This is a genomic window from Flavobacterium sharifuzzamanii (genome assembly GCF_003254585.1).
Classification (GTDB): Bacteria; Bacteroidota; Bacteroidia; order Flavobacteriales; family Flavobacteriaceae; genus Flavobacterium; species Flavobacterium sharifuzzamanii.
Genome location: NZ_QJGZ01000035.1, coordinates 64,688 through 87,953, shown reverse-complemented (window position 1 = coordinate 87,953; position 23,266 = coordinate 64,688). Strand labels below are relative to the sequence as shown.

At 32.0% G+C, this 23,266-nt stretch carries 20 protein-coding genes; 16 read left to right on the top strand and 4 right to left on the bottom strand.

The features are described 5' to 3' along the window. The first annotated feature begins 20 nt into the window (after positions 1 to 20). The 8 genes from DMA14_RS05485 to DMA14_RS05450 all read left to right on the top strand — a co-directional run bounded on the left by DMA14_RS05485 (position 21) and on the right by DMA14_RS05450 (position 8,673). On the top strand, positions 21 to 764 hold the full coding sequence (locus tag DMA14_RS05485) for an RDD family protein (protein ID WP_111377933.1): 744 nt from the start codon (positions 21 to 23) through the stop codon (positions 762 to 764). A gap of 109 nt (positions 765 to 873) precedes the next feature. Next, the gene (locus DMA14_RS05480) at positions 874 to 1,725 is read left to right on the top strand and encodes a hypothetical protein (protein ID WP_111423782.1); all 852 of its coding nucleotides are present in this window, start codon (positions 874 to 876) and stop codon (positions 1,723 to 1,725) included. Between the two features lie 85 nt (positions 1,726 to 1,810). Beyond that, entirely contained in the window at positions 1,811 to 2,413 is a 603-nt protein-coding gene (locus tag DMA14_RS05475; protein WP_111365280.1) for a trimeric intracellular cation channel family protein, read from the top strand. Positions 2,414 to 2,415: 2 nt separating this feature from the next. Further along, positions 2,416 to 3,390 carry a GNAT family N-acetyltransferase gene (locus DMA14_RS05470; RefSeq protein WP_111423781.1) on the top strand — a complete coding sequence of 325 codons (975 nt, stop codon included), beginning with the start codon at positions 2,416 to 2,418 and terminating at the stop codon, positions 3,388 to 3,390. 12 nt (positions 3,391 to 3,402) lie between these two features. Next, positions 3,403 to 4,503: a DegT/DnrJ/EryC1/StrS family aminotransferase gene (locus DMA14_RS05465; RefSeq protein ID WP_111423780.1), complete on the top strand. Its 1,101-nt coding sequence runs from the start codon at positions 3,403 to 3,405 to the stop codon at positions 4,501 to 4,503. Positions 4,504 to 4,518: 15 nt separating this feature from the next. Beyond that, a complete protein-coding gene (locus tag DMA14_RS05460) occupies positions 4,519 to 5,835 on the top strand; it encodes a CDP-glycerol glycerophosphotransferase family protein (RefSeq protein ID WP_111423779.1) in 1,317 nt (438 codons plus the stop codon). 23 nt (positions 5,836 to 5,858) lie between these two features. Further along, the gene (locus DMA14_RS05455; RefSeq protein WP_111423778.1) at positions 5,859 to 7,214 is read left to right on the top strand and encodes a bifunctional cytidylyltransferase/SDR family oxidoreductase; all 1,356 of its coding nucleotides are present in this window, start codon (positions 5,859 to 5,861) and stop codon (positions 7,212 to 7,214) included. Positions 7,215 to 7,227: 13 nt separating this feature from the next. Beyond that, positions 7,228 to 8,673 (top strand): lipopolysaccharide biosynthesis protein, encoded by a 1,446-nt coding sequence (locus tag DMA14_RS05450; protein ID WP_111423777.1) that lies wholly within the window; start codon positions 7,228 to 7,230, stop codon positions 8,671 to 8,673. A 7-nt stretch (positions 8,674 to 8,680) separates the two neighbouring features. On the opposite strand, the gene DMA14_RS05445 is transcribed toward DMA14_RS05450, so the two are convergent. Next, positions 8,681 to 9,814, bottom strand: coding sequence for a glycosyltransferase family protein (locus DMA14_RS05445; protein ID WP_111423775.1), 1,134 nt, complete (start codon positions 9,812 to 9,814; stop codon positions 8,681 to 8,683). Between the two features lie 159 nt (positions 9,815 to 9,973). Here DMA14_RS05445 and DMA14_RS05440 point away from each other — a divergent pair, with 159 nt between their 5' ends. Then, complete coding sequence (locus tag DMA14_RS05440; protein ID WP_157957671.1) at positions 9,974 to 10,759, top strand: glycosyltransferase family 2 protein; 786 nt, start codon at positions 9,974 to 9,976, stop codon at positions 10,757 to 10,759. Beyond that, the gene (locus tag DMA14_RS05435; RefSeq protein ID WP_111423772.1) at positions 10,746 to 11,159 is read left to right on the top strand and encodes a sugar 3,4-ketoisomerase; all 414 of its coding nucleotides are present in this window, start codon (positions 10,746 to 10,748) and stop codon (positions 11,157 to 11,159) included. The genes DMA14_RS05440 and DMA14_RS05435 overlap by 14 nt, the downstream gene beginning before the upstream one ends. Here the strand turns inward: DMA14_RS05435 and DMA14_RS05430 are convergent. The 3 genes from DMA14_RS05430 to DMA14_RS05420 are packed head-to-tail and all read right to left on the bottom strand — an operon-like array spanning position 11,146 to position 13,655. Then, positions 11,146 to 12,081, bottom strand: a complete 936-nt coding sequence (locus tag DMA14_RS05430; RefSeq protein ID WP_111423771.1) for a glycosyltransferase family 2 protein — start codon at positions 12,079 to 12,081, stop codon at positions 11,146 to 11,148. The two genes, DMA14_RS05435 and DMA14_RS05430, sit on opposite strands and share 14 nt — an antisense overlap. Before the next feature lie 6 nt (positions 12,082 to 12,087). Continuing rightward, complete coding sequence (locus DMA14_RS05425; RefSeq protein WP_111423769.1) at positions 12,088 to 12,972, bottom strand: glycosyltransferase family 2 protein; 885 nt, start codon at positions 12,970 to 12,972, stop codon at positions 12,088 to 12,090. Then, positions 12,972 to 13,655, bottom strand: coding sequence for a cell division ATP-binding protein FtsE (locus tag DMA14_RS05420; protein WP_111423990.1), 684 nt, complete (start codon positions 13,653 to 13,655; stop codon positions 12,972 to 12,974). Before DMA14_RS05420 ends, DMA14_RS05425 begins: the two co-directional genes overlap by 1 nt. Positions 13,656 to 13,897: 242 nt before the next feature. On the opposite strand from DMA14_RS05420, the gene DMA14_RS05415 reads away from it, so the two are divergent. From DMA14_RS05415 to asnB, 6 genes are all read left to right on the top strand, one after another. After that, positions 13,898 to 16,912 (top strand): tetratricopeptide repeat protein, encoded by a 3,015-nt coding sequence (locus tag DMA14_RS05415; protein ID WP_111423768.1) that lies wholly within the window; start codon positions 13,898 to 13,900, stop codon positions 16,910 to 16,912. Between the two features lie 83 nt (positions 16,913 to 16,995). Then, positions 16,996 to 17,859 carry a PhzF family phenazine biosynthesis protein gene (locus tag DMA14_RS05410; RefSeq protein ID WP_111423767.1) on the top strand — a complete coding sequence of 288 codons (864 nt, stop codon included), beginning with the start codon at positions 16,996 to 16,998 and terminating at the stop codon, positions 17,857 to 17,859. Between the two features lie 139 nt (positions 17,860 to 17,998). After that, the gene (locus DMA14_RS05405) at positions 17,999 to 19,750 is read left to right on the top strand and encodes a TonB-dependent receptor (protein ID WP_111423765.1); all 1,752 of its coding nucleotides are present in this window, start codon (positions 17,999 to 18,001) and stop codon (positions 19,748 to 19,750) included. Positions 19,751 to 19,881: 131 nt separating this feature from the next. Next, positions 19,882 to 20,412 (top strand): GNAT family N-acetyltransferase, encoded by a 531-nt coding sequence (locus DMA14_RS05400; RefSeq protein ID WP_111423764.1) that lies wholly within the window; start codon positions 19,882 to 19,884, stop codon positions 20,410 to 20,412. A 67-nt stretch (positions 20,413 to 20,479) separates the two neighbouring features. Beyond that, positions 20,480 to 20,929: a hypothetical protein gene (locus DMA14_RS05395; RefSeq protein WP_111423989.1), complete on the top strand. Its 450-nt coding sequence runs from the start codon at positions 20,480 to 20,482 to the stop codon at positions 20,927 to 20,929. 653 nt (positions 20,930 to 21,582) lie between these two features. After that, a complete protein-coding gene (gene asnB, locus DMA14_RS05385; RefSeq protein WP_111423760.1) occupies positions 21,583 to 23,259 on the top strand; it encodes an asparagine synthase B in 1,677 nt (558 codons plus the stop codon). Positions 23,260 to 23,266: the final 7 nt, after the last annotated feature.

Here is a 23,266-nt window from a genome sequence, read left to right as displayed (position 1 = left end):
TGCAGGCTAAAATATGAAATATGTCAGAATTATCTATTAATACGACACAAAATGTCAAAATAAATTTTATCGCTGCTTCTGTAGGCGAAAGGCTAGGTGCTTTTTTTATAGATTTGTTTATCATAATCTGTTATATAACAGCGCTTTCAATAATACTTTTTGACTGGCTGCAGCTCGATAGATTGATGGTCAATTTGGATGGCTGGTCACGCGGTGCGATTTTTTTATTATTGTATTCGCCTGTTATAGTGTATTCGTTGGTTTTAGAAAGTGTTTTTGAAGGGCAGTCACTTGGCAAAAAATTACTGAAAATTAAAGTGGTAAAAATTGACGGCTATCAAGCGGGTTTTGGAGACTATTTAATTCGATGGTTTTTTAGGGTAATTGATTTTTTTAGTTTTGTCGGACTTCCGGGACTTATTGCTGTTATTACAAGCCAGAAATCGCAGCGATTAGGCGACATGGCAGCAGGCACTGCAGTGATTACTTTAAAGAATAAAATCAACATTAGCCATACTATTTTGGAGGACATTGGCGAAGCTTATGTGCCTACATATCCTCTCGTAATTAAGCTTTCAGACAATGATATGCGTATTATAAAGGAAACCTATCAAAAAGCAGCGGCTAAAAACGACCACGAGGTTATTTACAAATTGGTTGCAAAAATAGAAAGTGTGACAGGCATTAAAAATCAATCTGGAAACAATGGAGATTTTATCCGTGTAATTTTAAAAGATTATAATTTCTATACACAGAATATGTAATTTTTTTTCTTTGAATAATTGTTTGGTTTTTCTGGTTTTTACTGATAATTTTTTAAAATTTATTCGTAAATTTATATATACATAATTAATTCATAAAATTTCCAATCCAATGAAAATTACTAAGCCATTTTTGTACTTATTAGTATTGTTGTCTGCTTTTGTGAGTTTTGCCCAAAGCGGAAAAAAATTAGATAAAATTATAAAAAGAGATTACCAGATTATTGAATGTACTGTTTTAAAAATGTCTGACAAAACAGTAGAATATTCACTTCCAGGTGAAACCGTTCAGATTTCGCTAGATGTTTCTCAGATTGCCAAAATTGATTTTGCAAGCGGAAGATCTCAAACCTTTGATGTTTCTTCTAGCACAAGCGCTCCAGTTCAGAATGACTCTCAAAATGTAGCAAGTGCAGATATGAAGCACAATACAATAGCGGTATTGCCAGTTCCTTATGTAAATGCAGATAATCAGCAAGGTTCTGAGGATATGGCAAAATTTGCTCAAAATGATTTGTATAATAAATTGTTAGATAAATCTTCGAACATTTTTCCGTTAACGGTTCAGGATTTAAGAACAACAAATAGTTTATTGCACAAAGCAGGAATTGACCATAATAACATTGACGAAACGCCAATAGAAGATCTTGAAAAAATACTAGGAGTTGATAATATTGTTGCGGCAAAAGTTTCATATACTATTGGAACGGGTTCTACAGCTACTACTTACAACAGCGGAAATGCGAAAGTTAGCAATAACAACAAAAAAGTAACTACAAACGACATTTCTACAACAACAGCAAACAATCAGACATATTACTACTATACGGTTTATTTTGACATGTACAAAAACACCGATAAGATATACTCACAAACCCGTAAACCTTTGTTGGCTGTAAAAGACGGTTGGATGGATTCTATTTCTTATTTACTAAAAAGAAGTCCGATTTACGTGAAAAAATAAGGAGTGTTTTATGAGCGAGAGTTGTTAAGATTATTCGTCACAACTTTGTAACTTTGACCCTTTGCATCTTTGTAACTCAAAAAAAATGTTTCACTTACTTGATATTATTGGGACAATGGCGTTTGCAATGTCAGGCGCCTTGACCGCAATGCACAAAAAACTAGATCCGTTCGGGGTTTTTATTATTGCATTTGTTACTGCCGTTGGAGGCGGAACACTTCGCGATGTCTTAATCGGAAGAACTCCTGTTGGCTGGATGCGCGACATGCAATACGTATATGTGATTATTTTAGGATTTTTTCTAGCAATTCTTTTCAGAAAAAGATTCGACAAACTTCGAACTTCGTTGTTTCTATTTGATACAATTGGGCTCGGAGTTTTTACTTTAATTGGTTTAGAAAGAGGAATTGTAACTGGACTTCATCCAGCAATTTGTATTGCATTAGGAACTATGACGGCTTGTTTTGGCGGTGTAATTCGTGATATTTTATGTAATGAAATTCCAAACCTTTTTCGAGAAGAAATCTATGCAACGATTTGTATTTTGGGCGGGATGGTATTTTTTGGATTAAGGAAGCTAAATTTAAATGACGATATTATATATTTAGTTACTTCTCTTGTGATTATTGTGGTTAGATTAATGGCGGTTAAATATAAGTGGCATTTAAAAGCATTTGATCATAAGTAGATATGAAATACACTATAAGAAAGTATTCTCAAGATGATTATTCGATCTGGAATGATTTTGTCGCCCAGTCTAAAAATGCTACATTTTTATTTCATCGCGATTTTATGGAATACCACAAAGATCGTTTTGAGGATTTTTCTCTTTTAGTTTTTGAAGGTGCAAAATTGCGCGCCATTCTTCCTGCCAATAAAAAAGAAAATACTGTTTATTCGCATCAAGGACTTACTTATGGCGGATTGGTTTATAAAGAAGAAACTAGACAGGTTGCCGTGATTGAGGTTTTTCAAGCTCTTTTGTCTTTTTTGAGTGGAAATCATTTTGAAAAATTATACTTAAAAAACATTCCTTCAATTTATAATCTTAAACCATCCGAAGAAATTTTATACGGTTTATTTCTGGCAGAGGCAAAACTCATTCGTAGAGATTCTCTTTCTGTTATTGATTTATTACAAGAAAAATCAATTTCAAAAATTAGAAAAAGAGGTGTGAAAAAAGCACTTTCAAATAAACTGACTATTAAAGAGGAAGTAGATTTTGAATTGTTTTGGAATGAAATTTTAATTCCGAATTTAAATAATAGACATCAAACAAAACCAGTTCATTCAGTAGAAGAAATGAACTATTTAAAATCTCTATTCCCAGAAAATATTCATCAGTTTAATGTTTATTTTGAAGATAAGATTGTAGGCGGAACTACAATTTTTGAAACCAAAACAACTGCACATTGCCAATATATATCTAAAAAAACGAATGCAGAAGATTTGGGAAGCTTAGATTTTTTATTTCATTTTTTAGTGCACGAAAGGTTTGCTAATAAACGTTTTTTTGATTTTGGAATTTCAAATGAAAATCAGGGGAAAAGTTTAAACGAAGGATTAATCTATTGGAAAGAAAGTTTTGGAGCAAGTACTATCATTCATGATTTTTATGAAGTAGAAACTTCAAATTATACTAAGTTAAATGGTATTTTTGTTTAAAAACCACAACTTATGATTTCATTTCTTGATTTAAAAAAAATAAATCGACCGTATGAAACTGCCTTTCAGGAAAAACTGAAAACGGTTTTAGATAATGGCTGGTATATTTTAGGAAAAGAATTAGAAACATTTGAAAAGGCTTTTGCTAAATATTGCCAAACCCAATATTGCGTAGGAGTAGGGAATGGTTTTGATGCTTTGGTTTTAATTTTTAAAGGTTATATCGAACTAGGGAAACTCAAAAAAGGAGACGAAATTATTGTCCCTGCAAATACTTATATTGCTAGTATTCTGGCTATTTTACAAGCCGATTTAGTTCCCGTTTTGGTTGAGCCGAAATTAGAAACCTACAATGTAAATCCAGAATTAATTCCAAAAAAAATTACTTCAAAAACAAAAGCCATTTTAGCGGTTCATTTGTATGGACAATTAGCTGAGATGCAGGCAATAAATGAGATTGCAAAAAAACATGATTTGATTGTCGTAGAAGATGCAGCACAAGCTCACGGCGTAGAGAAAAATCTACAATCTACAATCTACAATTTAAAATCTGCAATCGCTTACAGTTTTTATCCAGGAAAAAATCTTGGTTGTCTTGGCGACGGCGGAGCGATTACAACAAATGACGAGCAATTGGCAAAAGTCCTTTTCTCGCTTCGTAATTATGGTTCTGAAAAGAAATATTATAATGAGTATATTGGTGTAAACTCTAGACTAGATGAATTGCAGGCAAGTTTCTTAAATCTAAAATTACCCAATTTAGATGCCGATAATAAGAAAAGAAGAGATATTGCGAAACGATATTTAGCTGAAATAAAAAACAAAAAAATTATACTTCCCAATTGGGATTTTTCAAATAATCATGTTTTTCATTTGTTTGTTATTCGAACAGAAGACAGAAAAGATTTACAGGATTATTTAACGAAAAATAATATTCAAACCGTTATTCATTATCCTGTACCGCCACACAAACAAAGTGCTTTTCAAGAATGGAATCATTTATCTTTTCCAATAACAGAGAAAATTCATAATGAAGTTTTAAGTCTACCGATAAGTCCAGTTTTGGAGGGTTTTGAAATTGATTCTATTGTTGAGGTTTTAAATAGATATTAATTTTAGTTTGATAAAATGAAAGAATTAAAATTAACTCTTAAAAAATACGTTCCTGAAACCATATGGATTTCGCTTATCAAAGTTTATAATTTTGCAAAATTACGAACGCTATATGAGTCATATGAAATCAAGCGAGCGCCTAAAAAACATCAGGAAGCTCTTGAGATTGTTAGAAAAAAAGAAAAGATAAAAGTTGCCTTTTTTTTGATTCACGAATCGGTTTGGAAATATGATGTTCTATTCGATTTAATGGTACAGCATTCCAAATTTGAACCTGTATTATTTGTTTGCCCTGTTGTAAATTTTGGTAAAGAAAATATGCTTTTCGAAATGAACAAATCTTTTGAAGCATTTAAAAAGAAAGGACATAATGTTATTAAAACTTATGATCATACTACAGGAGAATATTTAGATATTAAAAAAGTATTTTCACCTGATATTATTTTTTTTACCAATCCGTATCAAGGTTTAGTTGATTATAGATATTACATAAAAGAGTTTTCAAATATTTTAACCTGCTATGTGCCGTACGCTATTATGACTACAAATTATGATGCTTTTTATGATTCAAAATTTCATAATCTTGTATGGCGAATTTTTTCAGAAACACCAATTCATAAAAACATAGCCTTTCAAAAACAAAAAAATAAAGGAATTAATAATGTGGTAACCGGATATCCTGGATTCGATCAACTTCTGATAAATAAAAATCCTAATAATGGAGTTTGGAAAAAACAGCATAGAACTTTAAAGAAAATTATTTGGGCACCGCATCATTCAATGCATGAACTCAACAAAGTGTCTAATTTTTTGGAATATTTTGATGTTTTTTTGGAAATAGCAAATCAATATAAAGAGCAATTACAAATAGCTTTTAAACCACATCCTTTGTTAAGAATTAAATTGGAAAGTGAGCTGAATTGGGGTAAAGAAAAAACAGAAGCTTACTATGCTGAGTGGATGAACCTTGAAAATGGCCAGTTTGAAAATGCAGAATATGGAGATTTGTTTTTAACCTCAGATGCTCTTATTCATGACTGTGGTTCTTTTATGGCGGAGTATCTCATTACAGGAAAACCTTCTCTTTTTATGATAAGAAATGAAGCAGTTATGAAAGAATGGAGTGAATTTGGAGAAAAAGCTGTTGAGGTACATTATCAATCCAGAACAAAAGAAGAATTAATTAATTTTATCGAAAATGTGGTGTTGAATGAAAATGATTGGATGAAAGAGAAGCGGGATGAGTTTGTTCAGCAAAATTTAATACAAAAGAACAATGTAACGGCATCACAAAACATTATGAATTATCTGGAAACTCAGATTTTTGGATAATTTTGAATCAACAAAAAAATTATATGAACATAGCTGTCATATTAGCAGGAGGAATAGGAATACGATTAGAGAAATCATTGCCGAAACAATTTTTTAAAGTTGCCGGAAAAATGATCATCGAACATGCTGTTGATGCATTTGAAAAAAATGAATTCATTGATGAAATAGCCATTGTAATTAATAACCATTATCTCTTTATGATAGAAGATATGATTATTAAAAACGAATGGAAAAAAGTAAAACGAGTTTTGATAGGGGGCGAAGAAAGATATCAATCAAGTCTTGCTGCTATAAAATCTTATAATGAATTTAATGATTCTAATTTAATTTTTCACGATGCAGCCCGGCCTTTGATAAGTCAAAGAATTATTAATGATGTTATAAAAGCTTTGGGTAACTATAAAGCAGTTGATGTTGCAATAAATTCAGCAGATACCATTATTGAAGTTGAAAATGATATTATAACAGCTATTCCTGAACGAATAAAAATGAGAAGAGGACAAACTCCTCAAGGTTTTAAACAGGAAGTCATAGCAAAAGCCTATGAATTGGCGCTAAAAGACGGAAATTTTAAAGCGACTGATGATTGTGGAGTGGTTAAAAAATATTTACCTCATGAAGATATTTATGTTGTAAATGGGGAAGAAGTTAATATGAAATTGACTTATCCTGAAGATACTTACTTATTAGATAAGCTATTTCAATTACGATCGGTTGAGATTCAGGATATAGAATTGTCAAGAGAAATTCTATCTGATAAAGTTATGGTTGTTTTTGGCGGTTCTTACGGAATAGGAAAAAGTATTGTAGACCTGGCAGAACAGAATGGAGTTAAGGTTTATAGTTTTTCGCGAAGTGAAAATAATGTTGATGTTTCTAATATTGAATTAGTTAAAAAAGCTTTAGAAAAGGTGTTTGAAAAGGAGTGTAAAATTGATTTTATAATTAACACAGCTGGAGTTTTACATAAAGAACCTTTGGAAACTATGAATTATGAATACATTCTAAATTCAATAAATGTGAACTATACTGGAATGGTTAATATTGCTCTTGCGTCACTTCCGTATTTAAAAGAATCAAAAGGACATATTTTATTTTTTACTTCTAGTTCTTATACCAGAGGGCGAGCATTTTATAGTATTTATTCTTCAAGTAAAGCCGCTACAGTTAATTTTGTGCAAGCTATATCGCAAGAATGGGAAACATTGGGCATTAAGGTAAATTGTATGAATCCAGAGCGTACGCAAACCCCAATGCGCGTAAAAAACTTTGGTAACGAACCAGAAGAAACATTATTAAAGCCCGAAACAGTTGCTTTAAGATGTATTCAGACCCTTTTGTCAAATAATACAGGGCAAGTGGTAGATGTGCGACTTTAAGGCTAAAAGATAAATGCAAAATTCCTCTCTAAAGACAATAGTAGCGAAAGGCATTTTTTGGTCTGCGGTTGATAAATTTGCCGTTCAGATTGGGCAATTTGTAGTCAGTATTGTACTTGCGCGAATTTTACTGCCAGAGGATTTTGGACTTATAGGAATGCTGGCTATTTTTATGGCTTTGTCGCAAACTTTTATTGAAAGTGGTTTAGGAGTAGGACTAATTCAGCGTCAAGATCGAACAGATGTTGATTTTTCCACTGTATTCGTATTCAATTTAGCAGTAAGTGTTTTTTTCTATTTACTACTGTTTTTTTCTGCACCTTTAATAGCTGTTTTTTTTAATCAGCCTCAATTAATAAACCTAGTGCGGGTATTAGGTTTAAGTTTGTTTTTGAATGCTGCAGCGATAGTCCAAAAAACAAAACTAACAATTGCAGTCGATTTCAAATCAATTGCTAAAAGTAACGTACTGTCGGTATTCGCAGGCGGGTTATGCGGTGTCGTTGCAGCTTTAAATAATTATGGTGTTTGGTCTCTAGTTATTCAAAGTCTTGTTGGAGCTTTTGCTTCATCGGTTTGTCTTTGGTTTTTAAGTAGTTGGAGTCCTTCTGTATTGTTTTCAAAAAAATCTTTTAAGTCTTTATTCGGTTACGGATCCAAACTTTTAATGGCGGGTTTGTATGCGCAGCTGCTAAATAATGTTTACAATATTTGTTTGGGAAAGTTTTATCCAACAGCTTCATTGGGTTATTATACAAGAGCTAAAAGTTTTGCTGATTTATCAGCAGGAACAATTGTTAGTGTAATTCAACAGGCGACATTTCCTGTTCTCACTACAGTTCAAAATGATAGAGAAAGGTTAGTTTCTATATATAGCCGAATGATTCGTATGTCGGCTTTTTTGATTATTCCGCTTATGACACTTATTGCTTTACTTGCAAAACCTATAGTTATAGTATTACTTACCGAAAAATGGATTTCTTTAATTCCGCTTTTGCAATGGATGGTTTTTGCTCGTGTTTTTCTTCCAATGAGTGCCGTTAATATGAATTTATTAAATGCAATTGGGCGCTCAGATTTATACTTAAAAGTTGACATTTCTAAATTACCCTTAACTTTATTAGCATTGGTAATCACAATTCCGTTAGGCGTCAAAGCTATTATAATTGGTCATGTAATTACCTCCGCCATATCATTTTTAATAAATGCCTATTTGCCAGGAAAATTTTATGGTTATGGAGCAATGAAACAGTTAAAAGATATGGTTCCCTTTTTTGGAGCTGCAATAGGAATGGCAATTTTAGTATATGCCATAACTTGCTTTGTAGATAATTTAATAGTTCAATTACTGTTAGGATGTATGTTTGGGGGGACAACTTATTTGCTACTTTGTCATTTGTTAAAGCTGGAAGAATTAAAAGAATTATGGATTTTATTTTTAAAGTTAAAAAGAAAATAAAATTAGTTTAGTTCTCTTTCCAAACATCAAGATATTTTTGAGCAATCTCTAAATAATTGTGTTCTTTCTCTACAAAAGCTCGCGCTCGTTTTCCCATAGCTATTATTTCATCTGGGTTCTCAATTAAAAAGGACAACTCCTGAACCAGATAATGAACATCTGGCAGAGCATTTACGCAGACTCTTTCGGTAATTTTGTAGTATTCTGTAAAATCGTTTTCAGCACCAGTAAATACCACTTTTCCTTTTGCCATTGCTTCTAGCGCATTATAACCCTGATCTCTACTAAAGGTTTGATCTAGGAGAATATGAGCTTTATTGTATAAATCAATATAAATAGGGTAAGGAACTGTATTTGTAATTATGATTTCTACTTTGTCTTGATATTTTTCCTGTATATGCTTTAGCGCTTTTTCAAAATAAATTATTCCCTTTTGATAATAGCTGTATTTGTTAATGCCTAAAAAAATAATTATTTTATCTTTAATTATTAATTCCTTAAAAGTTAATTTGGCTAAATCTATTGGATAAGGAATAAAATCAGAAAAAATAGGATAATTTTTTACAGCATCAACATAATCAAAATCAGTGGCAATTAGTCCATTGAAATTGCTCATCATGTATTTGTGAATTTTAATATGTCCTTTTTTAAAATAATCGGAAAACCAGTTGAATTCTTTAGAAGGATTTTTGATAGAAGGTTGATAGATAGATTTATAGTCTTTGTTTTCAGTGTAAAACTTAAGAGTCATAGAATCTAATCCGCATGATAATAAAAAAAAGGATTTATTATTTTTTACTATTTTCTGTATTAAGTAAAGCTCGAATCTTTTGGTTGTTTTTATAGAAGCTTCATTAACAAATTGCACAACATCAAAATCTTGTAATGGAGATAAAAATAGGTAAAAACGAATGCCATATTCTAAACTAACTAAATCAAATTTGAAGAGTTTGAATATGATTTTTCTAGGAATATTGAAAATTTCTTTTTTAAAAAACTTAGCCTCATAATCATAATCAACAGGATAACATCTATAGCCATTGCTATTTCCTATCAGAATAACTTCATGTCCTAATTCTGCTAGCCCTTTCTTTAAAGAGTTATGTAAAAGGCTGTATTCGCCAATCAGTAAAATGCGCATAAACTGTGTTAGTTAAAAAGAAAAAGTAAATGTAAAACAATTAAAAAACAAAACAGAATTACATTTTGTAGAGGGTAAAAAAAAATTACATTTGTTTAAGATGAAAAACATTTGAAAGAGATTTACAACATAACAGACATCGAAATTTTAATTTCAACAATGAATCAGAATTCATTGGATTTTTTAGTTCCGATGTTTCCATATTCGCATTTTTCTAATTTTTCTATTTTAATTATAAATCAAACCCAAAAAGAGAAAATCTTAACTTCTGATTATGCTAATGTCAGAGTTGTAAATTCTTTTGAAAAAGGATTGGCAAAAAGCCGAAATCTAGCTCTCGAAAATGCTGTCGGAAAAATTCTTGTCATTGCTGATGATGATGTTGTTTATAAAGAGGGATTTGCAGTTAAAATAATTGATGCATATAATAAATTCTCTAAAGCGGCTGTAATAAATTTTGAAGCGGAAAATTTAGATGGAAATTTAATTAAAAAATACCCTTCAGATTCTAAAGCCAATTTGAATATTTTTGATATTCTGAATTCAAGTTCAATAGAAATGACTTTGAATAAAAAGATTATTAATGAATCGAAAGTTTCATTTGATGAAAATTTTGGCTTAGGAGCCGTTTTTGAAATGGGAGAAGAAGCTATTTTTTTATCTGATTTGAAAGCAAAACAGAAACAGCTTGTTTTTGAACCTCAAATAATTGTAATCCATAAAAACCAGACTTCTTCAGAAAAGAAAAGCATCAATGATAAATATTACATACAAGGCGCTTTGTTTTCGAGAATCTTTAAAAAGAAATATCTTTTTTGGCTGTATATCAAACTCTTTTTTGATTTAAAACAAAACAATATTAAATTTAAAAACATCAAAAGCCTTCTGACAATTGCAAAAAAAGGGCATATAAAATTTGAACAAATCCAGGATGAAAATAAATAATAACGGAATACAAATTATCTCAATCCCTAAAATTGAGGAGCGAAGAGGAAATTTATCTGTAATAGAGAATGGTACAGTTCCTTTTGAAATTAAGAGGGTTTATTATTTATATGATGTGCCAACGGGATCGGAGCGAGGCGGACATGCGCATAAAGATTTGCAACAGTTTCTAGTCGCTCTAAGTGGTAGTTTTGATGTGGTTTTAAATGACGGGAAAGAAGAAACAATTATTACTTTAAACAAACCTTATGAAGGTCTCTTGATTAAATCTGGGATTTGGAGAGAACTTAGAAATTTTTCATCAGGTTCGATTTGTTTGGTTGTAGCTTCGGAAGTGTATATTGAAGAGGACTACATTCGGGATTTTGATGAATTTGTAGAATATGCTAATCGTAGATAGAAAAATCAAACCCAATTCTTTTTAAAGTGTTTTTTGATTTTAAAAATAAGCGTAGAAAAACAGAAGGCATTTTTAATAAAAGCTGAATTTTTAAACTAATATTTTGCGGGTCAACATCTTTTAAATAAAAGCTTGCTTTTTCTTTATTTCCAAAAATATAATAGCGCAGACCATATTCAATTCGGTATAAATCGAGAAAGCTCTTAAGAGAAGGATTTTCTTTTTCTGAACGTTTAAATTGTTCAAAATCCATTAACTTCATTGAGTTTACGTGATTTTTGGTAACACTATTTGGAATGTCGAAATTATAAATAGCTGTTGTTTTATTTGTGATGGCAACAGGATATTTTATCCCAATTTTAGTCCATAATTCTAAATCCTGACCATTTGTTACATTTGGTGTAAATCCTCCAATTTTTTCTATTATTTCCTTTGGAATTGCCAGAGATGAAGTCCACGTAATTCTAAAAGGTCTGTTTGAGAAAAAATAATCAGGAACAATTCCTCTAAAAGATTCATTGATCCCATTATAAACAGGAATTTTAAAATGTTTTTTTGAAATTCTGATTTTATGACGCGAACAATAAATGCCACAATCAGGAAAGTCTTGAAATAAATTAGCTAGTTCCTGTAAATGATCTGGAAACCAAAAATCGTCTGCATCCATAAATGCAATCAGTCTGCCTTTTGATTTTTCTATTCCGAGATTTCGTGCAATAGAAACGCCTTGATTTTTTTGATTGTAAACTTGTATTCTGTCATCATTAAAACCACGTACTAAAGCTTCGCCATTGTCAGTCGATCCATCGTTTATTACAATAATTTCATAATCAGTAAAACTCTGGCTGAGAATACTTTTTATTGTGGTTTCGATATGATTTGCTTTATTGAATAAAGGAATAACAACAGAAAAGAAAGCCATAACAATTTATTGTTTTAAATCGCAATAATAACCCAATTTATAAAAATCTAACACATGCAAACTAGGATTTTTTGAAGTTAAATTATTGATTATCTGTTTTTTATTTGCTTTGTAAATTGCTTTGAAAATTCCGTCTAAATGAAGCTTTTCTAAAATTAGATAAACCTTAGTTAGTTTAACGTCTTTTGAATCAATTTTTCCAGAACAAATTAAGTTGTAAAGATTTCTAACGGCCTTTTCGGTTTTATTGAGAAAGTCTACGCTATTTTCATCATTACAATGAATTAGTAAATTTTCAATATGAGTAATAGGAACTGAGTTTAATCGAAGTTTTTTTATAAAAACAAGATCTTCATAACCATATTCGTTAATAAACTCAGGAAAAGGATATTGTAGAAGAATTTCTCTTTTTAAAAGTAGATTCCATGTAAAAACGAAATCATAATTGTTTTGAAGTCTTTGACTCAAAGATCTAATTTCTCTATTTCTTCCATATTTCCATCGAAGTATTTTTTCTTGCGAAGGAATGCTGTCTGAGTATTTAACGCCTCCAAAAATGACATCTGGCGCTTTTGATAACAAATCAATATAATTTTTAAGATATGATTTACTTTCTGGAAAGGCATCGGCTTCCATAATCAAAACATAATTATATTTTGATTTAGAGCATAAAGAATTGATGTTTCTGCCTCTTCCTAAATTTTCGTTATTAATAGAAAAAAGGCAGTTTTCTAAAGAATTTATCTGATTGTTTTCTTCGACAAATTTCCTGCTGCTATCATCCTGAACAATGATTTCATATATAATTCCTAAATCATCAGCCTGATGTTTAAGTTCTAAAACAAGTTTAGAAACATCATAATTGTAAACCGGAATTAAAATAGAAAGCATTATACGCTTCTTTGCACCACTTCGAAGATTCTTTCATCTTCACATTTCAAAGTCTTAGATGGGAATTTCATTAATAAAGCATAATCGTGAGTTGCCATAATGATAGTTTTACCAGCGGCATTGATTGCTTTTAATACTTCTAATACTTCAGAACTTGTTTGAGGATCAAGGTTTCCTGTTGGTTCGTCGGCCAAAATAAATTCAGGATCGTTAAGCAATGCTCTTGCAATAGCAACACGTTGCTGTTCTCCGCCAGAAAGCTGATGAGGCATTTTGTTTACAAAATCTTTCATGCCTACTTTGTCCAAAACTTCATCAATTTTATGTTCCATTGCTTCTTTTTCTACCCAGCCAGTTGCTTTTAGAACAAAAAGCATATTGTCTTTTATAGAACGGTCAGGAAGCAGTTTGAAATCCTGAAATACAATTCCGATTTTACGTCTCAAATACGGAATATCTTTTTCTTTTAAAGTAGCCAAATCAAATTCAACAATATGTCCTTCACCTTCAATTAAAGGTAAGTCAGCATATAAAGTTTTTAGAAAACTACTTTTTCCAGAACCAGTTTTCCCGATAATGTAGATAAACTCACCATGATTAACATCCAAATTAATGTGAGATATAATTTTTCTTCCTTCTTGATATATAGTGACTTCTTTTAGAGACAGTACGGTTTGTGACATAATAAAATTGGTTTGAATGGTAAAAGTAATAAGATAACGTTTGTATTCAAAATAAATTTCAATCATTTCTTAGGAAAAAGTTTAAAAAATGAAATGTTTTAGAAAGTTTGAGAACCAATAAATTGAAGTTTATTAAACCTTAAAATCATAAACGATTATTAATTTGTTTATAATAAAACCTAAAAACGTTTCGTTATAAAGCGTATAAAATGATACTTTTGAATACCTAAATATTAATCAAAATGCGTAAACTATCCAGGTTCTTTATATTCCAAATTCTCCTTACTTCGACAATAGTTTCGGCACAGAAATCGGCTATTTATACTTACGAATTAAAGGATTTTGACAAAGCACTGGCTTTATATAATGATAAACAATATGCTTCGGCTCAATTGATTTTTGAAAAAGTAAAATACAATGCCACAAACGAAGAAGTGCAATCTGATTGTGCTTTCTACATTGCCAATTGTGCTATAAGAACAAACAAAGCAAATGCTGATGCTTTGGTGGAACAATTTGTAAATGATTATCCGACAAGCACCAAACAAAACCAGGCTTATATCGAGGCTGCTCAATTTTTCTTCGAGCAGGGAAATTACCCAAAAGCATTGCAATGGTTTGATAAAGTAGACGAAAGCTACATGAGTAAAACCGAATCGGATAAGTTTAACTTCATGAAAGGCTACAGCTATTTTAATGCTAAAAAGAAAAAAGAAGCCACCAATTATTTTAATAAAGTTGTCAATTCTAAAGAATATGGTTCTCAAGCCAAATATTACTTAGGTTTTATGGCTTATGAAGGCGACGATTATAAAGAGGCAACAAAATATTTTGATGAGGTTTCGGGCGAAGAAAAATACAAAGAAAAACTGTCGTATTATCAAGCCGATATGAATTTCAAATTAGGAAATTTCCAAAAAGCGATTGATTTAGGATTGGTTGCCATGAACAAATCGAACGATATTGAAAAATCGGAACTGAATAAAATTATTGGAGAGAGTTATTTCAACTTAAAGCAATACGGAAAAGCAATTCCGTATTTGGAACAATATGCGGGTAAAAAAGGAAAATGGAACAACACCGATTTTTATCAATTAGGATACGCATATTATGAACAGAAAGACTACGAAAAAGCAATTTCTCAGTTTAATAAAATTATTGAAGGAAAAGATTTTGTTGCGCAGAATGCATATTACCATTTAGGTTTAAGTTATTTAAATACGGGTAAAAAGCAAGAAGCTTTAAATGCTTTCAAGAATGCTTCTGAAATGGATTTTAACGCACAAATTCAAGAAGATGCCGCTTTAAATTACGCTAAATTGAGTTATGATATCGGAAATGCCTATCAAGCTGTTCCAGGTATTTTACTAGATTTTCTTAAAAAATATCCAAATAATTCAAGCCGTGCTGAGGTAGAAAAACTGTTGGTTGATTCTTATATTTCTTCTAAAAATTACAAAGAAGCACTGGTTTTATTAGAAAAAAATAGAACTGCTGAAAATAAAGCAGCGTACCAAAAAGTGCTTTTTTATCGCGGATTGGAATTGTACAATGAAAATAATTACCAAGAAGCGGGTAAAATGTTCAAAAATGCTATCAGCGAACAAAAAACTCCTGAGTTTGCGGCTCGTGCCACTTTCTGGAAAGCAGAAACAGAATATCTGAATGATGATATGCAAAATGCTTTATTGACTTACAAGCAATTTGCTGGAATGGCTGCTGCAAAATCTACAGATGAATATAAAAACATTAATTATAATATTGGTTACACGTATTTTAAATTGAAAGATTACGATCAGGCTGCAAATTCATTTCAAGCGCAGATCGATAATTCACCTTCAGATAAAGTTCGTTTAAATGATTCTTATTTGCGTTTGGGTGACTGTCGTTTTGTAACTTCAAAATATAGCGCTGCAAACGAGGCTTATGCAAAAGCAATTGCCGCAAAAGGTGTAGATGCAGATTATGCGCAGTTTCAAAAAGCACTTTCTTACGGGTTTTTGTCAAATAATGCTAAGAAAGTTGATGAATTGAATAATTTTCTTCAGATGTACAAAAAATCGTCTTACAGAGATGATGCCTTGTTTGAATTAGGAAATACTTATGTTGCAGAAAAGAAAAACGATCAAGCCTTGAAAACGTATGACCAATTAATTTCAGAATTCCAAAACGGATCTTTTACTTCAAAAGCAATTCTAAAACAAGGTTTGATTTATTATAATTCTGATCGCGATGAACAGGCTTTAACGAAATTTAAAAAAGTTGCTGCAGAATTCCCAAAAACACCAGAGGCTTTAGAAGCAGTAGCAACAGCAAGATTAATTTATGTTGATTCAGGAAAAGTAGACGAATATGCAACTTGGGTTCGTACTTTAGATTTTGTTGAAGTTTCAGATGCTGAATTAGACAACGACACTTACGATGCTGCTTTCAAACAATATAGCCAAAATAACAGCAAAGCTGCGATTACAGGTTTTGGTGGTTACGTGAGCAAATTCCCAGCGGGATTACACGCTTTAGAGGCTAATTTCTATTTGGCGCAACTATATTACGCTGAAGGTTCTGAAACAAAATCTACATCAAATTATCAATATGTGATTGATCAGCCTAGAAATGAATTTACAGAACAGGCTTTAAATAGATTGGCTCAGATTTACTTAAAAGCAAAAGATTGTGATAAAGCAATTCCGGTTTTAAAACGTTTAGAAAGTGAAGCAGATTATCCGCAGAACAAAACTTTCGCGCAGGCAAACTTGATGAAATGCTATTATGACAAAAAAGATTATGACAATTCGGTTACTGCTGCTGAAAAAGTTTTAGAAAATGCAAAATCTGATGCAGGAGTAAAAGCCGATGCTCAAATCATTGTTGCAAGAGCGGCGATTCAAACAGGAAATGAAGATAAAGCTAAAACAGCTTACGCTAAATTATTGTCGACTTCAAAAGGAGAATTGGCAGCTGAAGCTTTATATTATGATGCGTACTTTAAAACGAAAGAAGGAAAATTTGATGCTTCGAATACTGCAGTTCAGAAATTAGCAAAAAGCTATTCGGCTTACAAATATTACGGAGCAAAAGGTTTGGTATTGATGGCGAAAAACTTCTACGGGTTAAAAGACAGTTATCAAGCGACATATATTTTAGATAACGTAATCAACAACTTTACAGATTATCCAGATGTTGTTGAAGAAGCGAAAAAAGAATTAGGAGCTATTAAAGCGGAAGAGTCTAAAACAAATTCGTCGATTAATAGATAGAGAGAATAATAGAAGAAAAAGACAAGAAGCAAGATTTTTAGATAAAGTCTTTTCTCTTGCTTCTAAAAGAAAAGAAGAAAGAAATGAGTTTACCTTTTTACATAGTTGATGTTTTTGCCGATAAAAAATATGCTGGAAATCAGCTGGCGGTTTTTATGGATGCAGAAAATCTAAGTACAGAACAAATGCAGCAGATGGCACGCGAGATTAATTTTGCGGAAAGCACATTTGTAACCAAACTGGATAAAGCCAATAATAAAGCAGAAATTAGGATTTTTACACCAGCTCACGAAATGCAATTTGCGGGTCATCCGATTATTGGGACTTCTTGGGTTTTGATGAATAAGGTTTTTGAAAATTCGCCTAACGAAATAAAATTAGAAGTTCCGATTGGACCAATTGCAATTAATAAAACCGAAGATTTGATTTGGCTAAAAGCAGCTCAGCCAAAGTTTTGGGACACTTTTTCGAAAATAGATTTCACCTTTTTTAGTAACCTGCAAGTAAGCGATTTCGAAAATCAATTTCCTATTCAGGAAGTGACAACAGGAAGTGCTTTTGTGATGGTCGGATTAAGCAGTAAAAGAGCTCTTGAAAATTTGGTTTTGGATAAAGATAAAGCTGATGAATGGATGAAACAGCACTGCAAAACAGATCATAGAGGTTTGTATTTCTATTATTTGGAAGGAGAAAAACTGTTCAGCAGAATGTTATGTGTTGAGCATAATCAGTTGGTAGAAGATGCAGCAACAGGCAGTGCTAGTACTTGTTTGCAGGCTTTTTTATTAAAATACCACAAACCTGAATTTAAATTGACAAATCATCAGGGAGATTACATCGGGCGCCCGTCTGAAATTTATTTTGATGGAAAATTAAACGCAGATCTTTTTGATATTAGAATAGGAGGAAAAGCTCAGTTTGTAGCTAAAGGTGAGTGGGAAGCTTAAGCAAGAAAATAGAAAATAGAAAATAGAACAAAGATTTTAGAATATAGAAAGAGAACAAAGAGTTTTTAGCGTAAGAATTAAGAAATAGTATAAGTCTATTTTCTATACTCTTTTCTCTATACTCTTAAAAAAAAGAAATATGAAATTAAACTGCCGACATAAAATAATCATTTTGTTAGTGTTATTTACTGCTCAGTTTTCGATTGCGCAAAAGAAAAATGAAACGATTGGAACCGAAACTGTAAACGTGGTAAAACCTTATTCGCCGACTATTTCAGATGCTTTTAAAGTGAAAGAAACGCCTTCGCTGGACGATAGCGGCAATCAGCCGAAAGAAGTTATTAAATACAGTATTCTGTCTGTTCCTGTCGCATCTACTTTTACGCCTTCTAAAGGAAAAGCAGAAGGTGTTGAGAAAGCTAAAAGAGAAAAATTGTTTAATAATTATGCAACTTTAGGGCTTGGAAATTACAGCACTTTAAATGGTGAATTATTCGTAAACCAAGATTTAGGCAATAATGATTATGTAGCAGGAATGTTTCGCCATCACTCTTCTCAAGGCGGAATTAAAGATGTAGAATTGAACGATGAATTTTATGATACTTCAATTAATGTTGGTTATGGTCAAAACAATAGAGATAATACTTGGGGAGTTGATTTAGGTTACCAGAACCAGATTTACAATTGGTATGGACTTCCATCAGATTTTGGCTCTACAATTCCGGATCAGCGTTATGATTTGGTAAACAGCATTAATCCGGATCATTCATATAATACAATTTGGGTTGGCGGAAATGCTGAATTTTCAGAAAGTATTTTTAGTAAACTTTCTGCGAAATTCACGCATTTTTCAGATAGTTATTCTTCTTCAGAAAATAGGTTTTATGTAAAGCCGACTTTTACAGTTGATGTAATGGATCAGGCAATTAAAACCAATGTAATTGTAGATCACGTAAGCGGTTCTTTCAAAAACAACTATTTCCAAGATAATACAGAAGCTTTAAAATACAGTTTTACCAATGTTGGAATCGAGCCAAGTTTTGTAATTAATGAAAATGAGTGGACATTAGAATTAGGAGCTGGAATCTATTACAGTGCAGATTCTGAAAATAGCGGAAATAAATTCTATTTCTATCCAAAAGTAAATGCTTCCTACAAACTGGTTGGCGATTTAATGATTTTCTATACGGGAGTAAACGGAGGTTTAAATCAGAATTCTTATGCTGATTTTGTGACCGAGAATCCGTTTTTATCTCCGACTTTAAACATGCGTCCGTCAAGTACGCAATACAATGTTTTTGCTGGATTAAAAGGAAAATTGGCGAACAATGTAAATTATAATGTGACTGCTTCTTACTTGAATGAAAAAGACAAAGCGCTGTTTAAAGCAAATGATTACACAGAAGTAATTACAAATGAAGATTACGCTTTCGGGAACTCATTTGGAGTAGTGTATGAAGATATTAGAACGTTTCGTTTCTACGGAGAATTAAAAGCCGATTTCTCTCAAAATGTAACTTTCGGAATCAACGGAACTTTTAATAGTTACAATACTGACAATGTGGTTGAAGCATGGAATTTACCAACAATGAAATTAAGTTCGACTTTAGACGTTAATATTACAAAGCAATGGTATGCAGGATTGAATGTGTTTTATGTTGGCGAAAGAAAAGATATGCAGGTAAATACTTCTTTAGGAATCGATGCTACACCAATTACTTTAAAAAGCTATTTTGATGCAAATGCTCATGTAGGTTATAAATTCAACGAAAGATTGACATTTTTCTTGAAATTGAATAATATTGGAAATCAAGCTTACGAAAAATGGTTGAATTATCCTGTACAAGGATTCCAGGTTTTAGGAGGCGCAAACTATAAATTTGATTTTTAAGAAATCTTTGCCATAAAGATGCTTAGGCACAAAAACATTTTAAATGAATGTGCCTTTTTTTTTCAGCCATGAGCTCATGAATTTTTTGGAGTAGATTCGTGAATTCGTGGCTGTTTTTTTAATTTTATAAAATGGAAATTATATTACGTCAAGAAAATAAAAATGATTTTGAAAGTGTTTTTCATTTGATAGAAAAAGCTTTCGAAAAGGAAGAATACAGCGACCATAAAGAACAGTTTTTGGTAGAAAGATTAAGAAAATCGGATGCTTTTATTCCAGAACTGTCTATTGTTGCCGAAATTGATAATCATATTGTAGGTCATATTTTATTTACCAAACTGCAGATAAAAAATGAAACGCAAACCTTTCCGTCACTAGCACTTGCTCCAGTTTCGGTTTTACCTGAATTCCAAGGAAAAGGAATTGGTTCAAAGTTGATTTTGCGTGGACATGAAATCGCACAAAGTTTAGGTTATAAATCGGTTATTTTATTAGGACATCAAGATTATTACCCCAGGTTTGGATATGAACTCTGCGAAAAATACAATATCAAAATGCCTTTTGATGTTCCAGCTGAAAACTGCATGATTATTGAATTAGCAGATGATGGTTTAAAAGGAATAAGTGGAGAAGTGGTTTATCCAAGTGCTTTTTTCGAATAAAAATTTAGACCAAGAAAAAAAACCTTTGCACCTTTGTGCCTCAGAACCTCAGTACCTTTTAAAAAAAATGACTTTCAAAGAAAAAATATATTCTCACTACACTCAAATGGTTCAAGATCGAATTGATGTTTTTAAAGACATGATTTCGGGTTTGACAGAAGATTCAAAAAATGATGCCAAAGGTTCTGCAGGCGATAAGCATGAAACGGCTTTGTCGATGATGCATATCGAGCAAGAAAAATTGACAAATAAATTAAAAGAAGCTTTAGAGCAAAAAGCAATTTTAGACAAGATAGATCCGCTAAAAACGACAGAAAATATTGTTCTAGGAAGTTTAGTAAAAGCAAACGGAATCTATTTGTATGTTAGTGTTGCGCTTCCTAAAATTACAATTGACGGAATTAATGTGATTGCGCTTTCTCCACAATCTCCTTTGGGAAATCATTTAATGGGAAATAAAGCAGGTTTTCAGTTTGAAATAAATAAGACGCATTATACTATTGAAGAAATTAGCTAGTATATGAATTTTATGCACTTAATATGTAGTTTTTCATTCTTTGGAGCTTCTTATGCCTTTTATAAGATTCATAAATTATGGAAAAAAGATGTTACGGAAAATGATAAACTTTATAAGTTTCAAATAAAAGCCACAAGTTTTAAGCATTGGCTGTTACTAGGAATTTTAGTAATTATGGGAATCGTTTATTTTTTTAAAGCACTGCCTTAACCATACAGTTTGTCATCCTGACGAAGGAAGGATCACACTAGAAACTCGATACAGATTGGCGAACTAGCATGTGGAATTACTTGTGTGATCTTTCCTTCGTCAAGATGACAAGTAAGACTCAAAATCTAGATAATACTAGATAAACAATAATTCCAGAACAACTTTTTATCTCTTCTTTACGAATCTTCCATTTGTAATAGGAATAACTTGTAATTTAATTCAAAAAACCGCTTTAAACTTTAAATTTGAAAGCAGTTTTGTACTTAAAATTAAGGATTTAAAGTTTAGGTCTTTTTTTAATGCTAAAATTTTACATTTTGTGTGTAAATTGATTTTTTTGATTGATAATTGTAATTGATATTAAGGTTTGTGTTTGTCAATTGTAACTAATACTCCATCTTTGCCCTATCAAAATAAAATTTACAAAATAAAAATATAAAATTATGTGTGGAATTGTATGTGCCTTTGATCTTAAACAAAAAGCCGAAGCGTTAAGACCTCAAGTATTAGAAATGTCAAAAATCATTCGTCACCGTGGACCAGACTGGAGCGGTATCTTTAGCAATGATAAAGCGATTCTTTCTCACGAGCGTTTGGCGATTGTAGATCCAGCGTCAGGAAAACAACCTTTATTTACAGAAGATAAAAAATTGGTTTTGGCTGCGAATGGTGAAATTTACAACCACAGAGACCTTCGTAAACAATTTGCGGGTAAATATAACTTTCAGACAGAGAGTGACTGTGAAGTTATTTTAGCACTTTACAGAGAAAAAGGAGCAGATTTCGTTGATGAGTTAAACGGAATCTTCGGATTCGCAATCTATGATGTGGATAAAGATGAGTATTTCGTAGCTCGTGACCATATGGGAATTATTCCATTGTATATTGGTTGGGATCAACACGGGACTTTTTATGTAGCTTCTGAGTTAAAAGCTTTAGAAGGATATTGCACAAAAATCGAATTATTCCCTCCAGGGCATTATTTATCAAGCAAAGATGGCGAATTTGTACAATGGTACAAAAGAGACTGGACAGAATATGATGCAGTAAAAGACAACGAAACTAGCATTCCAGAAATCAGAAAAGCATTGGAAGCTGCGGTTCACAGACAATTAATGAGTGACGTTCCTTACGGAGTTTTACTTTCTGGAGGTTTAGATTCTTCTATTACTTCGGCTGTGGCTAAAAAATTTGCTCAAAAAAGAATTGAATCAGATGATACTACAGATGCTTGGTATCCGCAATTGCACTCTTTCTCTGTTGGATTAGAAGGGTCTCCAGATTTAGCTGCGGCAAGAAAAGTAGCAGATCATATTGGAACTATTCACCACGAAATCAAATTTACAATCCAAGAAGGTTTAGATGCTGTTCGTGATGTAATTTACAACCTTGAAACTTACGACGTAACTACAGTTAGAGCTTCGACTCCAATGTGGTTAATGGCTAGAGTGATCAAATCTATGGGAATCAAAATGGTTCTTTCAGGAGAAGGAGCAGATGAGTTGTTTGGAGGATATTTATATTTCCACAAAGCGCCAAATGCTAAAGAATTCCACGAAGAAAACGTTCGTAAATTAGGAAAACTTCACATGTACGATTGTTTACGTGCAAACAAAAGTTTAGCAGCTTGGGGAATAGAAGGACGTGTACCATTCTTAGATAAAGAATTTATGGACGTTGCCATGCGCATCAACCCACAAGATAAAATGATTAACAAAGAGCACCCAATGGAAAAATGGGTTGTTCGTAAAGCTTTTGAAGATATGCTTCCAGAAAGTGTTGCTTGGAGACAAAAAGAACAGTTTTCTGATGGAGTAGGATACAGCTGGATTGATACTTTGAAAGAAGTAGTAGCTAGAGAGGTTTCAGATGAGCAATTGGCAAACGCAAGATTCAAATTCCCATTGCAAACTCCAACTTCTAAAGAAGAGTATTACTACCGTTCAATTTTTACAGAACATTTCCCAAGCGATGCTGCAGCATTATGCGTTCCTCAGGAAGCAAGTGTGGCTTGTAGTACTAAAATTGCTTTGGAGTGGGATGAAGCTTTCAAAAACTTAAACGATCCATCAGGAAGAGCGGTAGCTAATGTTCATGATGATGCTTATGTGAAAGCCTAATTAAGAG

What these genes read in the sequence shown, in the direction of transcription:
- DMA14_RS05420 (WP_111423990.1), bottom strand. Translation starts at nt 13,655, where the DNA reads ATGTCACAAACCGTACTGTCTCTAAAAGAAGTCACTATATATCAAGAA.
- DMA14_RS05445 (WP_111423775.1), bottom strand. Translation starts at nt 9,814, where the DNA reads ATGCGCATTTTACTGATTGGCGAATACAGCCTTTTACATAACTCTTTA.
- DMA14_RS05395 (WP_111423989.1), top strand. Translation starts at nt 20,480, where the DNA reads ATGACTTTCAAAGAAAAAATATATTCTCACTACACTCAAATGGTTCAA.
- DMA14_RS05415 (WP_111423768.1), top strand. Translation starts at nt 13,898, where the DNA reads ATGCGTAAACTATCCAGGTTCTTTATATTCCAAATTCTCCTTACTTCG.
- DMA14_RS05455 (WP_111423778.1), top strand. Translation starts at nt 5,859, where the DNA reads ATGAACATAGCTGTCATATTAGCAGGAGGAATAGGAATACGATTAGAG.
- DMA14_RS05430 (WP_111423771.1), bottom strand. Translation starts at nt 12,081, where the DNA reads ATGGCTTTCTTTTCTGTTGTTATTCCTTTATTCAATAAAGCAAATCAT.
- DMA14_RS05465 (WP_111423780.1), top strand. Translation starts at nt 3,403, where the DNA reads ATGATTTCATTTCTTGATTTAAAAAAAATAAATCGACCGTATGAAACT.
- DMA14_RS05405 (WP_111423765.1), top strand. Translation starts at nt 17,999, where the DNA reads ATGAAATTAAACTGCCGACATAAAATAATCATTTTGTTAGTGTTATTT.
- DMA14_RS05485 (WP_111377933.1), top strand. Translation starts at nt 21, where the DNA reads ATGTCAGAATTATCTATTAATACGACACAAAATGTCAAAATAAATTTT.
- DMA14_RS05475 (WP_111365280.1), top strand. Translation starts at nt 1,811, where the DNA reads ATGTTTCACTTACTTGATATTATTGGGACAATGGCGTTTGCAATGTCA.
- DMA14_RS05470 (WP_111423781.1), top strand. Translation starts at nt 2,416, where the DNA reads ATGAAATACACTATAAGAAAGTATTCTCAAGATGATTATTCGATCTGG.
- asnB (WP_111423760.1), top strand. Translation starts at nt 21,583, where the DNA reads ATGTGTGGAATTGTATGTGCCTTTGATCTTAAACAAAAAGCCGAAGCG.
- DMA14_RS05410 (WP_111423767.1), top strand. Translation starts at nt 16,996, where the DNA reads ATGAGTTTACCTTTTTACATAGTTGATGTTTTTGCCGATAAAAAATAT.
- DMA14_RS05435 (WP_111423772.1), top strand. Translation starts at nt 10,746, where the DNA reads ATGAAAATAAATAATAACGGAATACAAATTATCTCAATCCCTAAAATT.
- DMA14_RS05400 (WP_111423764.1), top strand. Translation starts at nt 19,882, where the DNA reads ATGGAAATTATATTACGTCAAGAAAATAAAAATGATTTTGAAAGTGTT.
- DMA14_RS05425 (WP_111423769.1), bottom strand. Translation starts at nt 12,972, where the DNA reads ATGCTTTCTATTTTAATTCCGGTTTACAATTATGATGTTTCTAAACTT.
- DMA14_RS05460 (WP_111423779.1), top strand. Translation starts at nt 4,519, where the DNA reads ATGAAAGAATTAAAATTAACTCTTAAAAAATACGTTCCTGAAACCATA.
- DMA14_RS05440 (WP_157957671.1), top strand. Translation starts at nt 9,974, where the DNA reads ATGAATCAGAATTCATTGGATTTTTTAGTTCCGATGTTTCCATATTCG.
- DMA14_RS05450 (WP_111423777.1), top strand. Translation starts at nt 7,228, where the DNA reads ATGCAAAATTCCTCTCTAAAGACAATAGTAGCGAAAGGCATTTTTTGG.
- DMA14_RS05480 (WP_111423782.1), top strand. Translation starts at nt 874, where the DNA reads ATGAAAATTACTAAGCCATTTTTGTACTTATTAGTATTGTTGTCTGCT.